Source organism: Alteromonas sp. S015 (genome assembly GCF_036864485.1).
In the GTDB taxonomy this organism is placed as follows: domain Bacteria; phylum Pseudomonadota; class Gammaproteobacteria; order Enterobacterales; family Alteromonadaceae; genus Alteromonas.
Genome location: NZ_JAZETO010000001.1, coordinates 246,725 through 263,456, shown reverse-complemented (window position 1 = coordinate 263,456; position 16,732 = coordinate 246,725). Strand labels below are relative to the sequence as shown.

Below are 16,732 nucleotides of genomic sequence, written 5' to 3'. Positions count from 1 at the left end.
AATAAAAGAGGTTCAGGAACGAATTATGTCGACATTAGCGAAAGCGCTAAGCCTAATTAGCGCAATATTTATGCTAACAGCATGTGGTGGGGGCGGCTCTTCAGTCTCTCGAGATAACACGGATAACGGTGGCGGAGACGGAGACGGCGGTACAACCACACCAACCTATACGATCGCTTTGGCATTAGAAAATGAAAGTGGCGTGGGGGATAACAACCTTTCTTCTAGCAATGCCTTAACAGCAATAGCGACAGTAACTAATTCACAGGGTGAGCCTCAAGCTGACCTTTTGCTTTCCTTTACATTGAGTAACGATGAACTTGCCACCTTCTCAAACGACACTGCAACGGCATTAACCAATGCTGACGGGGTTGCAACCATAGGACTGTCGGTGGGAAGCGCATCAGGAGATGGTGAGGTAACGGCTACATTGCCAACTGGCGAGAAAGACTCGACAACCTTTAGCTCTGAAGGCAGCTCCACGGTGAGTGAAGAGCCTGCATCGCTTGAGCTTTTTGCTAATAGTATTCAATTGGCCTCAAGCGGCACTGATGATATCGAGCTTATCGCATTGGTCAAAAATGAGCAGAGCGTATTGATGGAAGGCGTTGATGTAAGCTTTTCCGCAGCGACAGGTGATGGTGTTGAGCTTCAGTTGACCCAGCCCGAAACAGCGGCAGATGGTACTGCTCGCGCAATATTAACATCTCGAAACGATAAATCTAATCGCACTATTACCATTACCGCAGGTGCAGGGAGCCTCTCTCAAACCGTTGACATAACTATTGCTGGAACCGAAGTGACGATAAACGGTTCGTCATCAGTTATTTTAAATGACACAGTGAACTACACCATTCGCGTGCAAGACTCAGATGGGACATCAATCTTGAACCAAAATGTAGTGCTAAGTGCTGTCAACGGAACATTGAATACAACAGCTGTAAATACGGGCGCTAACGGGCAAGCCACTGTATCGTACACAGCATCTAATTCCGGCGAAGATACTATTACTGCAGCAGCACTTAACGCTGAGACAAGCTTTACAGTGCAAGTTCAGCAAGACGAATTTAATTTTATTAACTTGCCTACAGAAGAAGTACCGTTAGGCCAGAATCAAACCATAACGGTTCAATGGCGTCAAAATAACACACCAGTAGTAGGGCAAAATGTAACCTTTAGTGCGTCACGAGGAGAAATGGTAGGTGACGCTACAGTAGCGACCGATGCAGAAGGGCGAGCAAGTATCGATATCAGTGCCGATAATGCAGGGATCTCTTCAATTACAGCGACAGCTAGAGATGGAAGCGGTAACGTGTTGGTTTCGGCGCTAACTCAGATAGAGTTTGTCGCTACCACGCCATATACGCTTATTGCAGACGCATCACTCGATATTTTAGGCCCTGATGGGCAAACCAGCACAATTAGTGCAGTGGTTCGCGACGTTGACGGAAACTTGGTGAAAAACAGCGTGGTAAACTTCAGTGTATCTGACGTATCTACCGGTTTTGTATCACCGTCTCAGGCAACAACAGACAGCAAAGGCATAGCTACAACTGTTTTTACTTCTGGATCGGTTTCTACCCTGGAGTCTGTGGTTATTACTGCATTCGTCGCTGATGACTCAGCGATTGATGATCAAGTTACATTAACGGTAGGCGCTCGCGCATTTGATATCTCTTTGGGAACGGGTAACGAACTTGAAGAGCCGACTTCTACATCATATTTGAAACGTTTCGGTGTATTTGTATCTGACGCTGCTGGACAGCCAGTTAGCGGTGTGAGTCTCACTGCATCAGTAGCACCGACAAAATATGTTGATAATGGAGAATATCGTACAGGATTCTGGAGATTCGATGACGAAGAGTCGCAATGGGTCGCGATAATAAATCAGAACTGCTTAACAGAAGATGTGAATGATAATGGCATGTTGGACGAAATTCCAACGGATGAAGACACTAACGACGACGATATGCTTACGCCAGGATTGGTAGGAACGATAACATTTGCTAATGGCAACGCTGAAACCGATGAAAATGGTTATGCAGAGTTAGAGTACCGTTATCCAAGTAGTTATGCGGTTTGGTATGATGCTGCTATTACTGTTTATGGGCAGTCTACGGGAAGCGAGGCTCGAGCTTCTATGAACTATACGTTAAGCATTTCAGCTGACGATCTTACCAATGAAGGTGCGTCTCCGCCGGCCAACCCGTTTGGCGTGACCGATCAATGTACGCTTGTTACACCGTAAAATGGAGCTAATTACTAAGCGTTAGAAAGCCGGCACATAGCCGGCTTCTCTTTGTATTTAACCCTAAAGTAACTTATGCCTGCTGGAACGGATAAACCGACCCAATCTTAAGGATCTGCGTAAGCTCATCAAGCGCAGTACGAGATTCAATTAATAACTGCGGATCGCGCAAGTCATCTTCACCTAATTCATCGCGATAGTGCTTATCAACCCAAGCGTTTAAGCGTGCGAACTGTGTGTCGTTAATTAACGTATTTTGATTAACTGCGGCAAGCTCTTGGTCGTTCATCGCAACGCGCAAACGCAAACACGCCGGGCCACCGCCATTACGCATGCTTTGTTTAACATCAAAATAATTAACCGACTTAATGGGAGTGCCCAGTGTTACCAGCTTATCTAAATAACGCTTAACGGCTTCGTTCTCCTGGCACTCAGTTGGTGCGATGATGGTCATTTCGCCGCTTGGAAGGGTGATAATTTGGGTATTAAACAAGTACGTTTTAACTGCGTCTTGAACAGACACTTCGGCAGTTGGCACTTCAATAAAGTGAAGTGGTTCACTGCCAAATTTGGCTTGCAGCTCTTTGAACCCCGCATCTTTTTGATAAAACGCTTGTTCATGGAAAAACAACACGTTTTGGTTACCAACAGCGATCACATCGTTGTGGAATACACCCTGGTCGATAACATCTGGGTTTTGTTGCATATAAACCACGCCATCGTCGTCTAGACCATGTAATCGCGCTACGGCTTGGCATGCTTCAAGCGTTTGGCGAGCCGGATATCTCTTCGGCGCTGGTTTGCTAGTATCAAATGCGTGACGACCGTAAACAAACAACTCTACGCCAGCCCGACCATAATTACTGCAAAGTCGCGTGTGGTTGGCTGCGCCTTCGTCACCAAAATGTTCGTTGTCTGGCAGGTGTTGGTGATGAGCAAAGTGCTTTTCGTTGGCGAAAGTACCGCGCAGAATGTTGCCTGTAACCTCAGGCTCTAGTGAACGATGAAACTTATTCGTTAAGTTTGCAGGGGTAAAGTGAATGCGACCATCAGCGGTATCGGCACTAGGAGACACAGTGGCGGCATTTGCGGTCCACATACTACTAGCAGAGCAACATGCAAGGAAAATCGCGCGAGATTGCTTTGCAGCGCTTTCTAGCACCCGAGCATCAGAGCCCGTGAAGCCTAATCGGCGTAGTGCCGCGATGTCAGGACGTTCTTGTGGGGCTAACACTCCCTGAACCATTCCCATGTCGGCCAGCGCTTTGGCTTTTGCCAGACCTTGCTTTGCCGCTTGTTTAGGGCTACTTTTCGCATTTGCATTGTTCAATGAAGCAACATTACCAAAAGACAAACCGGCATAGTTATGGGTAGGTCCAACAAGACCATCAAAGTTTACTTCAAACTGCTTCATACTTTCCCTCATTCTTGGAGTTTTGGCGCTTGGCCCCATATGCTACTTTTACATACTCACTGCGATTAAAAGAACAGCAGCGGCAGGGGTTTCGTTTTTCTAAAGGGCAAACGAGGCACTTCTTTAAACCTGAACTCGTCATCAGGCTAAGTTGGAATGGCTGGCATTATACGGCTTTTAAAGCCAATGCCAATCGCGCTGCTCAATTATCATACAGTTTTTGTGTGTGTTTAAAGCAATGAAAAGAATAAGTATGAAGAAGATCTTGTTTTCCATTCACTTTGTAGATATATGTTAAAAAAGAGCGGGTATCCTATATATAGTGCAAGGTTGCTCCAATTTTCAGAATTTGACGTAAATAGTCATTTAAAATCAATAGGTTTAGTTCAATTATATGGCAAAATCACTGGTCATAGTCGAGTCACCAGCCAAAGCGAAAACGATAAATAAATATCTTGGTAAAAATTTTATCGTAAAAAGTTCGGTTGGCCACGTGCGAGATCTTCCGACGAAGGCATTAGGTAAAGTAGAGCCTAAAAAACCGGCTAAAGAACTCAAAACTTTAAGCGAAGAAGCGCGTCAAGAATATCTTCGCCGTCACGAATATTTGAAGCTTGTAGACAGAATGGGGGTCGATCCAGAGAAAGACTGGAAGGCACACTATCAAGTGCTGCAAGGTAAAGAAAAAGTCGTTAACGAACTTAAAAAGCTTGCCAAAGATGCAGACACTATCTATCTCGCGACCGATTTGGACCGTGAAGGAGAAGCGATTGCATGGCACTTACAAGAACTACTCGGTAAAAAAGATAAGACCTACCAGCGAGTAGTGTTTAATGAAATTACCAAAAACGCGATTCAAGATGCATTCTCCGATCCGGGAGAGTTAAATATCTCTCGCGTCAACGCACAGCAAGCTCGCCGATTCCTAGACCGTGTTGTAGGGTTCATGGTATCACCACTTCTGTGGAAAAAGATTGCTCGAGGCCTATCAGCGGGGCGTGTTCAATCGGTAGCGGTAAGGCTTGTAGTAGAGCGTGAGCGAGAAATTAAAGCATTTGTACCTGAAGAGTTTTGGGACGTACATGCAGATTTAACCAGTCAGCAAAAAGCAGCACTTCGCATGTTGGTGGCGAAGCACCAAGGCAACGCGTTCAAGCCTAAAAATAAGGCAGAAACAGATAAAGCACTTGCTGACTTAGAAGGGGCTAGCTACACGGTAGAAAGCCGCGAGTCTAAGCCTACGCAAAGTCGTCCTTCAGCGCCGTTTATTACCTCTACGCTGCAACAAGCGGCAAGTACTCGATTGGGCTTTGGGGTTAAGAAAACCATGATGATGGCTCAGCGTCTTTACGAGGCAGGCTACATCACTTATATGCGTACGGATTCAACCAATCTAAGCCAAGAAGCGTTAGACAGTGCCCGTGCGTATATTTCAGATAATTTTGGCGATAAGTACCTACCGGATTCGCCAAATCGTTACGGCAGTAAAGAGGGCGCGCAAGAGGCGCACGAAGCGATCCGTCCTTCAAATGTGAGCATTAGTGCCGCGAACTTAGGTGATATGGAACGCGACGCACAGCGTCTTTATGAACTTATTTGGCGCCAGTTTGTAGCCTGTCAAATGACACCAGCTAAGTACGATGCAACTACCATCAAAGTAGCGGCAGGTGATTACGAGCTGACGGCAAAAGGCCGCGTACTTAAGTTCGACGGTTGGACACGCGTACAGCCACAGTTGCGCAAGAAAGGCGAAGAAGAGCTTATGTTGCCTGATGTGCAAAAAGGCGATGTGCTTGACTTAAAAGCACTTGATCCTAAGCAGCACTTTACTAAGCCTGTCGCGCGATTTAATGAAGCTTCTTTGGTAAAAGAGCTTGAAAAACGCGGCATTGGTCGTCCGTCAACCTACGCCAGTATTATTTCAACCATTCAAGACCGCGGCTATGTGCGTTTAGAAAATAAGCGTTTTTATGCCGAGAAAATGGGTGAAATCGTAAACGACCGCCTGATGGAAAATTTTGATGATTTGATGAGCTATGACTTTACTGCCAATATGGAGCAACATCTTGATGATATTGCTGAAGGCAAAAAAGACTGGAAAGACGTGCTCAATGACTTTTACAGCGGCTTCTACGGTAAATTGTTAAACGCTGAGAAAGATCCTGAAGAGGGCGGTATGCGCCTTAATCAGGCAATACCAGCCGGTATTGAGTGCGATAAATGCGGCCGTGAAATGAACGTAAGAACTGCGTCAACCGGCGTATTTCTAGGTTGTTCAGGTTATAATTTACCGCCGAAAGAGCGCTGCACGAACACCATGAATTTAACGCCTGGTGATGAAGTCGTGAAAGTGGACGATGAAGAAGAGCTTGAAACAGAAGCGCTTCGCTCTAAAAAGCGTTGTCCCAAATGCGGCACTGCCATGGACAGCTATTTGGTTGACGAAACCCGTAAACTTCATGTGTGCGGTAATACACCAACATGTGATGGCACTTTAGTTGAAACGGGTACATTCAAAATTAAAGGCTATGACGGCCCCATTATCGAGTGCGATAAATGCGGTAGCGATATGGAGCTTAAAAACGGTCGATTCGGTAAATACTTCGGCTGTACCAACGAAGAATGTAAAAATACCCGTAAGCTTCTTAGAAACGGCGAAGCGGCGCCACCAAAAGAAGACCCGGTAGATTTACCTGAGCTTCCTTGTGAGAAGTCGGACGCTCACTTTATGTTGCGCGACGGCGCTTCGGGTATTTTCTTGGCAGCGCATAACTTTCCGAAATCGCGTGAAACTCGTGCACCGAAAGTGGAAGAGCTTGCTCGCTTTAGAGACAGAATTTCGCCGAAATTCTATTATCTTGCTGATGCGCCAAAAACAGACCCTGATGGTAATCCTGCAATAGTCAGATACAGCCGGAAGACCAAACAGCAATACGTGATGTCTGAAAATGACAACGGTAAAGCAACAGGATGGTCTGCGTGGTACGACAATGGCAAATGGCAGGAGCAGGCCGCTAAAAAGCCAGCAACTAAAGCCAAGAAGAAGTAACGCCTTTAAATCGGAAGAAGGTAAAATAGACCTTTAATTGAAATTCACAAGCCCGACATTGCTCGGGCTTGTTACGTAGTTAAAAGACGGTAGACGTCTGCAAAGCGTATCAATAGATTCAGAAAAACAGAGAGTAATTATGGCCTCCTTACAAGACCAACTACTTAAAGCCGGTTTGGCCGATAAAGCAACTGCAAAACAAGCGCGTGCGGATAAACGCAAAAAACAAAAGAAAAATAATAAGCAAAAACAACCTGTTGTCGATGAAGCGACGATTGCTGCTCAACAAGCGGCAGAAGAGAAAAAAGCCCGCTCACGAGAACTGAATCAGCTTCAACAGCAAGAGCGTGAAAAGCGCTCAATTGTGGCGCAGATAAGGCAGCTTATTACTGTAAATAAGCAACCTCGCAACGGCGAAACATTGCTTAACTTTACACACGACAACGTCGTAAAACGTATGTACGTAAGTGAAGAAATACACAAGCAGGTGACGAAAGGTCGCCTAGCGATTGTACTGTTAGATGATGCCTATGAACTGGTTCCAATGCCGGTAGCTGACAAAATCGCGCAGCGCGACGAGGCTTCTGTTATTTATCGTGCTGATCTGGATAAAAGTGGTACCGATGGTAAAGACGAAGAAGAGGACGATTGGTATGCTGACTACGAAATTCCAGACGATTTAACCTGGTAGTCATTTTGAACTCTCTACCTTTTTGCGGCTACTTACCAACTTCTGGTAAAACAAATGCTTAGCACGCTTACTTATCAGGTGTGCCATTACTAGAATAATGATAGACGTTCTCTACCATGGCTAAGGAACTTTACTTCGGGTATTTGTAAGCTCCGTTTTTGGGTCGCATTAGGCGAGACGCAGTATTTTGTTAAAGCCGCCAATTCGTGCAAGATAATACAACACACGCTGTATTTACGTCGTTACAATTTAAAAAATTAAGCTTGGCTTCTGGTGGGTAGTACATAAACACGGATGCCAAGGTTTTGCACCAGAAGGTGAAAACATCTTGGTATAGGCAAAAGTGAGCTGATTTCTGTTATTGCTAAGCAATATTTTGATTTGTTAAAGGAAGTGAGGAAATATTAAAAAGGGAGGCGTGTGCTGTGAGTAAGGTGAATACAACACTCATCGGTTTGGTGCTTGCGGGCGGTCAATCGCGCAGAATGGGGCAAGATAAAGCGCTAATGCGTTATCACGGCCGCACTCTCATTGATAACGCTTCGTCACTTTTACAGGCTGCAAATTGTGATGAAGTGTTAGTTAGCCGCAACGCGCCAGGCTTTTTGAATGACAAAATTGTAGATGCCGGTCCGCTTAGCGGAGTCCACGCTGCAGTAGAGGTATTATCTAAATCTGATATTCACAACGACAATCATTGTGAACTGCTTGTTCTTCCCGTTGATATGCCGCAAATGGCGCCAGAGCTTTTGAGAAATTTGGTTTCATTGGGGCGGGAAGCTAAACGGGCATGTTATGTGGAAAATCGCTTTTTGCCTTTTTATTTGCCTGTTACGCAGAATACCAAAGCCATTTTAACTCACTATTTGGTTGAGCAAGGTAAAAGACGCGTTGTAGGTTTTTTGGAAAGTCTTAGTGTTGTTTCTCTTAATGAAATTGATCTTAAAAACGCACCGCGTACCGATGAAGGCGATAACGAAAAGCTTCTTGAAAATACGTCAAATGAAGACGACGCTCATTGGCTAAATGTTAATTCTCCAAGTGATTGGCCACATGAAAAGTAACATTGAACACCACGCATTAGTGTTAGATGCTGAGCCCTATAGTCAAACGTTTGCCCTTGCTGAAGAAGTGGCTTTAAGTATTAGTTATAACGGTGTTAATTATGCCGTGATGTTGATAACCCCCAACGACATTGAAGATTTCATTGTGGGCTTCAGTTTGAGCAACGACATTATCGAACACCCCCGTCAGCTTTACGGTATTGAATTAACGCATCACAAAGAACACATTATTGCCGAAGTTGAAATTTCCAATCAGACGTTTTGGAAGTTAAAGGAAAACAAACGTCAATTGGCAGGAGCGTCGGGCTGCGGACTTTGCGGTGTAGAGGCGTTGAACAACGCCTTGCCTCAATTAATGCCCGTTGAAGCATCGCCTTTGCCAGAAGTTAGCTGGTTTGAAGGATTGCGAAGCCTTATATCTAATGCGCAAGCATTAGCACAGCAGAGCGGTGCCGTGCACGGTGCGCTTTATGTGGATGCTAAGCGCAATGTACTCGCGTGCCGAGAAGATATAGGAAGACATAACGCATTTGATAAGTTAATTGGGGCAATCGCGGCTAATAAACTTTATCAGAAGGATTGCCTTGTAGTACTAACTAGTCGCTGTAGCTTAGAACTAGTACAAAAAGCGATAAGAGCAAAGCTACCCGTGGTAGTAACACTTTCAGCACCTACTGCATTATCAGTTAAATGGGCTAATCGCTATGGTGTTACCCTTATCCACGTGCCTAAATATGATCCGCCAAGGGCTTATTCACCACAATTTTAGAAAGGCGAGAGCTTAAAGAGATTTTAAATGGCCCCGTAATCGGGCCCAAATTGGATAAGCTCAGACTGAAGAGACCGCTATTCGTCCATCAGACTCAGATTTTGAAAGTTTTATTGCGATAAATTTCGACGTTGGCGTAAACGTGCCATCACCATAGCTTTCTAGCGGTACCAGTGGATTGGTTTCGGGGTAATAGGCTGCTGCTTGGCCTTGTGGGATGTCGTAAGCCACCAACATAAACTGTTTAACTTGGCGTATTATGCCGTCGTTCCACATTGACGTAATATCAACTTTGTCGCCATTGCTAAACCCCAGTTTCTCGATATCCCGTTCATTGACGAACAGCACGTTACGCGCGCCAAACACGTTTCTGTAACGGTCATCCATACCATAAATGGTTGTGTTGTACTGATCGTGTGAGCGCAATGTCTGTAAAATAAGATCTGGTTTTTCACCTCTTGTAACCAAGTCTGCATTTAACAGTGAATCAGGCAGAGCATTAGTGGCAAACTCAGCCTTTCCCGATGGTGTTAACCAGCGTCTTTCACTTGCCGCATTGCCTAAGTGAAAACCACCTGGTTGATTGAGTTTGGTATTAAAGCCTTTAAAACCGTCAATCGTGTCGGCAATGAGATCGCGAATATTGTCGTAGTCGCTTATTAAGAAGTCCCAGTCTACCGGCGTGTTGCCAAGCGTTGCCTTAGCAATACCGGCAATAATAGCGGGCTCAGAACGAAGTTCGGGCGAGCTTGGCGGAAGTTGACCATAAGAAATATGGACCATTGAAAACGTATCTTCAACGGTTACACCTTGCTGACCGTTAGTTTGCATGTCGATTTCCGTGCGCCCCAAGCAGGGTAAAATAAGCGCGTCTCTACCTGTAGTGAGATGAGAGCGATTTAACTTGGTAGCAATATGTACCGTTAAGTCGCATTGTGACAGCGCGGCATGGGTACGCGGCGTATCTGGCGTCGCTTGAGCGAAATTACCGCCCAAGCCGATGAAAACTCTAGAATCACCACTTTCCATAGCCTGAATAGCTTGAACCGTATTGTGACCTCTTTCCCGAGGTGCGGCGAAGTTAAACTTGTTCTCTAGCGCATCGAGCAAGGCTTTAGGCGGCACTTCGTTAATACCGACGGTTCTGTCACCCTGCACATTGCTGTGACCCCGAACCGGAGAAAGCCCTGCACCAGGCTTACCCACGTTTCCTCGTAATAGCTGAACGTTTACTATTTCCTGAACCGTAGCGACAGAGTGCTTGTGCTGTGTAATTCCCATTGCCCAGCACATGATAACCCGTTCTCCACGTTTGTACATGGTTGCTGCGTGACGTATTTCGTCTTTTGATAAGCCGCTCTGCGTTTCAATATGCTCCCAGCTCGTCGCTTCAACTTCACTTAAATAGTCGTCCATACCATTTGTATGTGCATTAATAAAGTCGTGGTCGAATACGGGAGGAGCATTGTTCGCTTTGGCTTCTTGTTCCCAGATTAGTAACCATTTAGCGATGCCGCGCATAACCGCCATGTCACCACCAAGAGCAGGCCTGAAATAGGCTGTATTGGTGGGGGTTGAGCCATTAGTTAGCATTTCTATGGGATGTTGAGGGTGCTGGAACTTTTCTAACCCGCGCTCTTTTAGCGGGTTAAAGCAAACTACCTGAGCGCCCCTTCGTACAGCATCGCGTAGAGGCTCTAGCATACGAGGATGATTAGTCCCTGGGTTTTGACCTATAACGAATATGGTGTCGGCCTTTTCGAAATCGTCAAATGTGACCGTACCTTTACCCACACCTATAGTTGGCTTCATCCCCTGGCCAGACGCTTCGTGGCACATATTCGAACAATCGGGAAAATTGTTGGTGCCAAATGCGCGTACGAATAACTGATATAAATAGGCGGCTTCGTTGCTCGCGCGCCCGGAGGTGTAAAACTCCGCTTGATGAGGGGAATTCAGGCCATTCAAGTGTTTGGCGATAAGGGCAAAGGCATCGTCCCATGATACTGGCTCGTAGTGGTCAGTCTGAGCATTGAAGCGCATAGGGTGTGTGAGTCTACCTTGTGATTCTAACCAATAGTCAGTGTGCTTCTTTAGCGAACTTACTGAATGGTTTGAGAAAAACGCTGGGTCGACATAACGGCCGGTAGATTCCCAATTCACCGCTTTAGCACCGTTTTCACAAAACTTTACTAAACCGCTTTCTGGTGATTCACCCCACGCACAACCCGGGCAGTCAAATCCTTTGTCTTGGTTCGTCTTAAGCATGGCCCGTAAATTTTTAAGCGGCTTTTCGCTTTGGATCCAGCTTTGGGTTACACTTTTTAGTGCCCCCCATCCGCCAGCGGGTTTGTTATACGTTTTGATGTTACGCTTATCACTCATATTCTGCCCCTTTGCCTGCGCGGGTGCTTGCTGATGTATACAAGACCTAGTAATAAAGCACCTTAACTATTTTTAAATGGTGTTCCAATTAATTACGCCGACTAAATTATAGGGTTCATCAATTAAACGCTTATTTCCAGTCGCCAGTCTGAAGTGCATAGGGAGACATGTCTGTTATTTCATGGGAGTACGGGTATATTCCTGCAATGTGTGTAACCGATATTACCGATAAGGACACAAAACGCTCTGCGCCTTTAAACATAGCGGCTTTAGAGTCAGTCGATTCGACCTTAGCTTTTGCTTTGACGAAGAGAAGGTCACCTGTTTCATTATCCCAAAATAATATACCTACACGAGGGTCTAATAAGATGTTACCCAAAGTATTGAAGAACTTATTACCGCTGAAGTCAGGAAAGGTTATCGTATTTCCCTTCACGTTAATAAAGCCGGCTTTCCCCCCTCTGTGAGAAACATCCAACCCTTCATTTGCCTCTAGGCTCAGAGAACTATGTCGTGAAGCAATAAAAAAGGTTTCGGCACTTTCTATTATTAAGCGTGCTCTAGCGTTAATTGTATCTGTCATGGTAGTAATCAAATTGACGTTGTCAGACGAGTTATTCTTTGACTGTCCATCTATGGCAAGCCATCGCTTTTTTGCCGTGTTTCGTTTATGAATATACTGAGGGCAGTTTCCGAAACTTTGATCTACCAATACTGAAAGGTTCCCATCGGCTGCGTGGCTTATCGTACCGTTTAGTCGATTTCTGCGCCTTGTAGCATATTCAATCCCGACTATGCCGATTTTGCTGCCTGCCATCATATCTAAGTTCAATGCGTTTTGTATCATGTTTAGGACTTCATCGGGCAGGTGAAACCTTAGCTGAGTGGGAGAGGGGCTTTCAATTAAGTTATCCTCTCCCCAAATTGGCATGGCTACAGGGTAGCCTTCGTCATCTACCAAGGCTAAGACAGTGAACGGACTTGAAGTAAAGAATTGTCTGTGTTGCTCTGGCATGTAGCTACGGATAAAACCATTGGTTCGCTCGCCTATTTCCTTATCAATACCCAGCGTTTTTTGCAAAGCGATTTCACCGTGGTGAAACGCAGGGTTTTTTGACGATAGCCTAGGTAATGACATAACGACCTCTTAATTTCGAGCTGGGGCAATATCTGATGATGGCATGGGAACAAAACCGTTTAAGCTTTCGATAGCCCTTAGCCACTCAGTAATGTGAGTGTAGTTATCCAGCGATATGCCACCTTCAGGGGCGTGAGCCATGTACGAATACATAGCGATGTCTGCAGCGGTGACGTGATCACCGACTAAAAAAGTACTTTTCGAATTTGATAAATGCGCTTCCATGTTTTCTAGCAATGTAGCGCTGGTGGCAAGAACTGTAGGAACATGAATGGTTGTGCCAAATACGTATTCTAATCGGGCAGCGGCGGGCCCTTTAGCAAGTTCACCTGCTGAAACAGAGAGCCAGCGTTGAATAAGCGCTTTTTCTTTAGCGTCCTTCCCTAGCCAATAGTCACTGTCTGCGTATGCGTGGATCAAATAAATTAAAATGGCATTAGAGTCAGCCAAAGTGATATCGCCGTCTGTTATCACAGGGACTTGATTGAACACGTTAAGTACACTAAAGCGCTCACTTTTGTGCTCGCCACTGGCCATATCAGGTTCAAGGGTTGTGTAGGGAATGGCGTTAAGCGCCATAAATAGCGAAACTTTATGACAGTGGCCAGACTTAGGGTTTTGAATCAAAGTAATACGGCTTTTAGGCATAACTTTACTTGTTGGGTTCATCACAAATTTTTCCTCACTGTAAAAATGTTTAAATGATTGGTGTTATTAACATTGCTTAAAGTTCAAGATCGGAAAGAGAGGGGAAGTCGTCTGGACGTCGGTTTCCATCCCAAGTGAACTTTCGGTCACTCTCTGCGATAGGGTGTTCGTTAATACTGGCAATACGTTTTTCCATAAGACCCTCAGAGTTGAACTGCCAATTTTCATTACCGTAAGCTCTATACCATTGACCGGAATCGTCTTTGTACTCGTAGGCAAAGCGCACTGCTATGCGATTTTCACTAAACGCCCATAGCTCTTTCACCAATTTATAATTGAGCTCTTTGTTCCACTTTATTGTTAAAAAACTCACTATTTGAGCGCGTCCGTCAATGAACTCTGCGCGGTTGCGCCAACGGCAGTCAAAGGTATAAGCACCTGCAACTTTTAGCGCATCTTTAGTGTTCCATGCGTCTTCAGCAAGGCGCACCTTTTGCGCTGCTGTTTCAGGTGAAAATGGGGGAAGCGGCGGTCTCATAACTAACTCCTGTTAATGTTTGGCCGCCTTTAAAACGACAGCCATAAAAATTGTAAAAGCTGACAGCGATACTAAAGCTTTCCTTTTGTTTAATAATTGGATATTTTTGAAATTTATAATTTCATAAAGTGTAATAATATGGACAAGCTTTTGTGTATGAGAGTGTTTGCGGCGGCTGCTAAGTCGGGAAGTTTTGTAGGTGCTGCAGACGCTATGTCAATGTCAGCACCCGCGATTACTCGGTGTATTGCACATTTAGAGGCACAATTAAATACTCGGCTTTTTCATCGCACAACAAGACAAGTGAAGTTGAGTGAGGTTGGTGAACATTACCTTATACACGTTTCACGCATATTGGCAGATATTGAACAAAGTGAAGCTGCTGTGTCCGGAATTGACTTAGTGCCCAAAGGTGAGCTTAATATCACGGCGCCTATTTTGTTCGGTGAACGTTACGTAACACCAATAATATCCCAATTCCTTAAGGACTATCCCGAAATCAGAGTTAACGGTCATTTTCACGACGATGTGGTAAATTTAATCGATACCAATATTGATGTAGCAATACGTATTGGTAACCCTAAAGACTCCTCACTTTACGGTGTTACAGTGGGGTACGTAAGGCGAGTAACCTGTGCGGCTCCTAGCTATTTAGCAAGTAATCCGGCCATTAACAAACCAGAAGATTTAAAACAGCATAGCGTGCTGTATCCTACGCGCTTTAATGAGCCAGCGGTATGGACTTATCACAAAAACGGCAGACCTATTGCCATTAAGCTCACGCCTCGTTTTCAATCTAACCAAAATAGAGCTGCAATTAACGCCGCGATAGCAGGCGTTGGCGTTGTTCGGCTGATGTCCTATCAGGTTGCTGAAGCACTTAAAAGTGGCGAGTTGGTGAGCCTGTTAGAAGATGTAGAAGACAAAAAACTGCCTATACAGGTGGTAAGTGTTGAAGGGCGTAAAAACCTGACTAAGGTCAAAATGTTCATCGACTATGTAAGGGCTGGGTTAATGAACGACGAATATCTTAACCCTATCTGAGGGTGGAGAGCAATGCACTGTGTACATCAGGTTTTTGCTATTCTTATACTTTTAGTTCAGCTAACGCCGTAATGCCTAACTAACTTAGAAAACAATGGCCTTTGAGTTTGGCGTTCAGGTAGGTTATCTGAATAGTGCAAGCTCAAAGCGTCATTTCACGGCACATTACAAGTTAATTGACTTGCGTTGCACTAAACCAACCGTTATCGTCGCAAAGATCCTAAAATTAGCATTTTGAAATTGGCAGCTTAAATCACGATCTTTAAACCACCCCGTTAGCGGCGCTGCTCAAACGTTAAAAGAAAAATTCATCGAGGCAACATGGTTTCTTGGCAATCACTCACATTTAATGAACTGACTAATCACCAACTCTTCGACTTGCTCAAGCTGCGTGTCGATGTTTTTGTCGTTGAGCAAAACTGTGCCTATCCGGAGCTTGACGAAAAAGACCGTCATTCAGAAACTCGCCATTTAATGGGAGTTCAAGATAATAAATTGGTGGCGTGTGCACGGTTGCTTGGCAAAGGGGTAAGTTATCCATCGGTAAGTATTGGACGAGTGGCTACCAGCGAAGCGTTCAGAGGGAAGGGGGCCGGTAAAGCGCTTATGCGTGAAGCCCTTGATCATTGCGAGGCGCTATGGCCTGGCTGTGATATAGAAATTGGCGCGCAAGAATATTTAAAAGGCTTTTATGAAAGCTTTGGGTTTGAAGCCACTTCGACTATGTACTTGGAAGACGGGATTCCCCACATCGATATGAAAAGAGCAGGTACGGTAAAAGCCTAGCTCGAAAAATCGGTTGGCATAATTTTATACCAGTTCGCTTATGTGTGCCAACCGATAAGCTGTGCTTTTGAGTGTACCTTGATACTACCTAGAAACCATCATCTCTGACGCTTATATTGCATCGGGTAATTGGGATACTAATTCATCTAATCCGCTTACTACAGTGTCAGGCACTATTGCTAACGGATAAAGTACCTTGCCTGGGCGTGCAATAAATGCGGCTTGCCAGCCAGCTTGTTTAGCACCAGCAATATCCCAGCCGTGTGCCGCCACTAACATAGCGTCTTCTGCTGTTATCCCCATTTTTTCAATAGCCCACTCGTATGTTCGTGTATCGGGCTTGTAGAGGTTAATGTCTTCGACACTAAGTCGTTCGTCGAAATAAGACAAGAGATCAGCATTCTTAAATTGTGTATATACGCCTTGATTTGACGAGTTGGTTAGGCTTACAAGTTTATAGCCTTTGTCTTTAAGTGCCTGCAAGCCATTGCGCACGTCAGGATGGGGTGGAAGGTTTTGCAATGGTCTGACAATTGCCGTTTTGGCTTGCGCTTTGGTTAATTCGATACCTTCAATTTCAGCGACCATAAGCAGTGAGGCAACGCCAATTTCTCCAAAGGTATGGAAGCGACCTGTTGTTGAATCGACCAGTGAATGATGCAGCATGGTAGAAAACCACAGCGGCAATAAATCATCTCGACCACCCAAGGCTTCACCTACCGAGCTGCGCATGGCCGTAAGGTCAAGTAAAGTCTCATTAACATCGAAAAAGATAACTTTTGGTGCTCTTAATTCGCTCGTAGACATTGCCATGGTTTTAGCCGACTGAACTGCTTCAGTGGTGTCTGTCTGAGAGAAGACAGGTGAAGACACTAGGCTAAGGCCTACAGCGGTTGAGCAACATAGTCTTGAGAGTAATGAAGAAGATGAGCGAGCCATAATTATCCTTTTTAAAATC

Annotated in this window: 13 protein-coding genes; 7 read left to right on the top strand and 6 right to left on the bottom strand. The window is 45.0% G+C overall.

What is annotated here, in order from left to right; translation table 11 throughout:
- Nucleotides 1-25 precede the first annotated feature (25 nt).
- A complete protein-coding gene (locus V7R42_RS01100; protein ID WP_334018407.1) occupies nt 26-2,248 on the top strand; it encodes an Ig-like domain-containing protein in 2,223 nt (740 codons plus the stop codon).
- Between the two features lie 73 nt (nt 2,249-2,321).
- Here the strand turns inward: V7R42_RS01100 and astB are convergent, their stop codons facing one another.
- Nucleotides 2,322-3,662, bottom strand: a complete 1,341-nt coding sequence (astB, locus tag V7R42_RS01095) for an N-succinylarginine dihydrolase (protein ID WP_334018406.1) — start codon at nt 3,660-3,662, stop codon at nt 2,322-2,324.
- Between the two features lie 394 nt (nt 3,663-4,056).
- On the opposite strand from astB, the gene topA reads away from it, so the two are divergent.
- The 4 genes from topA to fdhD all read left to right on the top strand — a co-directional run bounded on the left by topA (nt 4,057) and on the right by fdhD (nt 9,235).
- A complete protein-coding gene (topA, locus tag V7R42_RS01090; RefSeq protein WP_334018405.1) occupies nt 4,057-6,711 on the top strand; it encodes a type I DNA topoisomerase in 2,655 nt (884 codons plus the stop codon).
- A 139-nt stretch (nt 6,712-6,850) separates the two neighbouring features.
- Nucleotides 6,851-7,402 (top strand): DUF2058 domain-containing protein, encoded by a 552-nt coding sequence (locus V7R42_RS01085; RefSeq protein ID WP_334018404.1) that lies wholly within the window; start codon nt 6,851-6,853, stop codon nt 7,400-7,402.
- Nucleotides 7,403-7,827: 425 nt separating this feature from the next.
- Nucleotides 7,828-8,466: a molybdenum cofactor guanylyltransferase gene (mobA, locus tag V7R42_RS01080; RefSeq protein ID WP_334018403.1), complete on the top strand. Its 639-nt coding sequence runs from the start codon at nt 7,828-7,830 to the stop codon at nt 8,464-8,466.
- Nucleotides 8,456-9,235 (top strand): formate dehydrogenase accessory sulfurtransferase FdhD, encoded by a 780-nt coding sequence (fdhD, locus tag V7R42_RS01075; protein WP_334018402.1) that lies wholly within the window; start codon nt 8,456-8,458, stop codon nt 9,233-9,235. Before mobA ends, fdhD begins: the two co-directional genes overlap by 11 nt.
- 60 nt (nt 9,236-9,295) lie before the next feature.
- On the opposite strand, the gene V7R42_RS01070 is transcribed toward fdhD, so the two are convergent.
- The 4 genes from V7R42_RS01070 to V7R42_RS01055 all read right to left on the bottom strand — a co-directional run bounded on the left by V7R42_RS01070 (nt 9,296) and on the right by V7R42_RS01055 (nt 13,944).
- Nucleotides 9,296-11,620: an FdhF/YdeP family oxidoreductase gene (locus tag V7R42_RS01070; protein ID WP_334018401.1), complete on the bottom strand. Its 2,325-nt coding sequence runs from the start codon at nt 11,618-11,620 to the stop codon at nt 9,296-9,298.
- 130 nt (nt 11,621-11,750) lie between these two features.
- Entirely contained in the window at nt 11,751-12,758 is a 1,008-nt protein-coding gene (locus V7R42_RS01065; protein ID WP_334018400.1) for a pyridoxamine 5'-phosphate oxidase family protein, read from the bottom strand.
- Between the two features lie 9 nt (nt 12,759-12,767).
- Entirely contained in the window at nt 12,768-13,427 is a 660-nt protein-coding gene (locus tag V7R42_RS01060; protein ID WP_334018939.1) for a glutathione S-transferase family protein, read from the bottom strand.
- Nucleotides 13,428-13,482: 55 nt separating this feature from the next.
- Entirely contained in the window at nt 13,483-13,944 is a 462-nt protein-coding gene (locus V7R42_RS01055) for a nuclear transport factor 2 family protein (protein WP_334018399.1), read from the bottom strand.
- Between the two features lie 138 nt (nt 13,945-14,082).
- Here V7R42_RS01055 and V7R42_RS01050 point away from each other — a divergent pair, with 138 nt between their 5' ends.
- Both V7R42_RS01050 and V7R42_RS01045 read left to right on the top strand, forming a co-directional pair.
- Nucleotides 14,083-14,988, top strand: a complete 906-nt coding sequence (locus V7R42_RS01050) for a LysR family transcriptional regulator (protein WP_334018398.1) — start codon at nt 14,083-14,085, stop codon at nt 14,986-14,988.
- Nucleotides 14,989-15,309: 321 nt separating this feature from the next.
- Nucleotides 15,310-15,774 (top strand): GNAT family N-acetyltransferase, encoded by a 465-nt coding sequence (locus V7R42_RS01045; protein ID WP_334018397.1) that lies wholly within the window; start codon nt 15,310-15,312, stop codon nt 15,772-15,774.
- A 111-nt stretch (nt 15,775-15,885) separates the two neighbouring features.
- On the opposite strand, the gene V7R42_RS01040 is transcribed toward V7R42_RS01045, so the two are convergent.
- Nucleotides 15,886-16,713, bottom strand: coding sequence for a haloacid dehalogenase type II (locus V7R42_RS01040; RefSeq protein ID WP_334018396.1), 828 nt, complete (start codon nt 16,711-16,713; stop codon nt 15,886-15,888).
- Between the last annotated feature and the right edge of the window lie 19 nt (nt 16,714-16,732).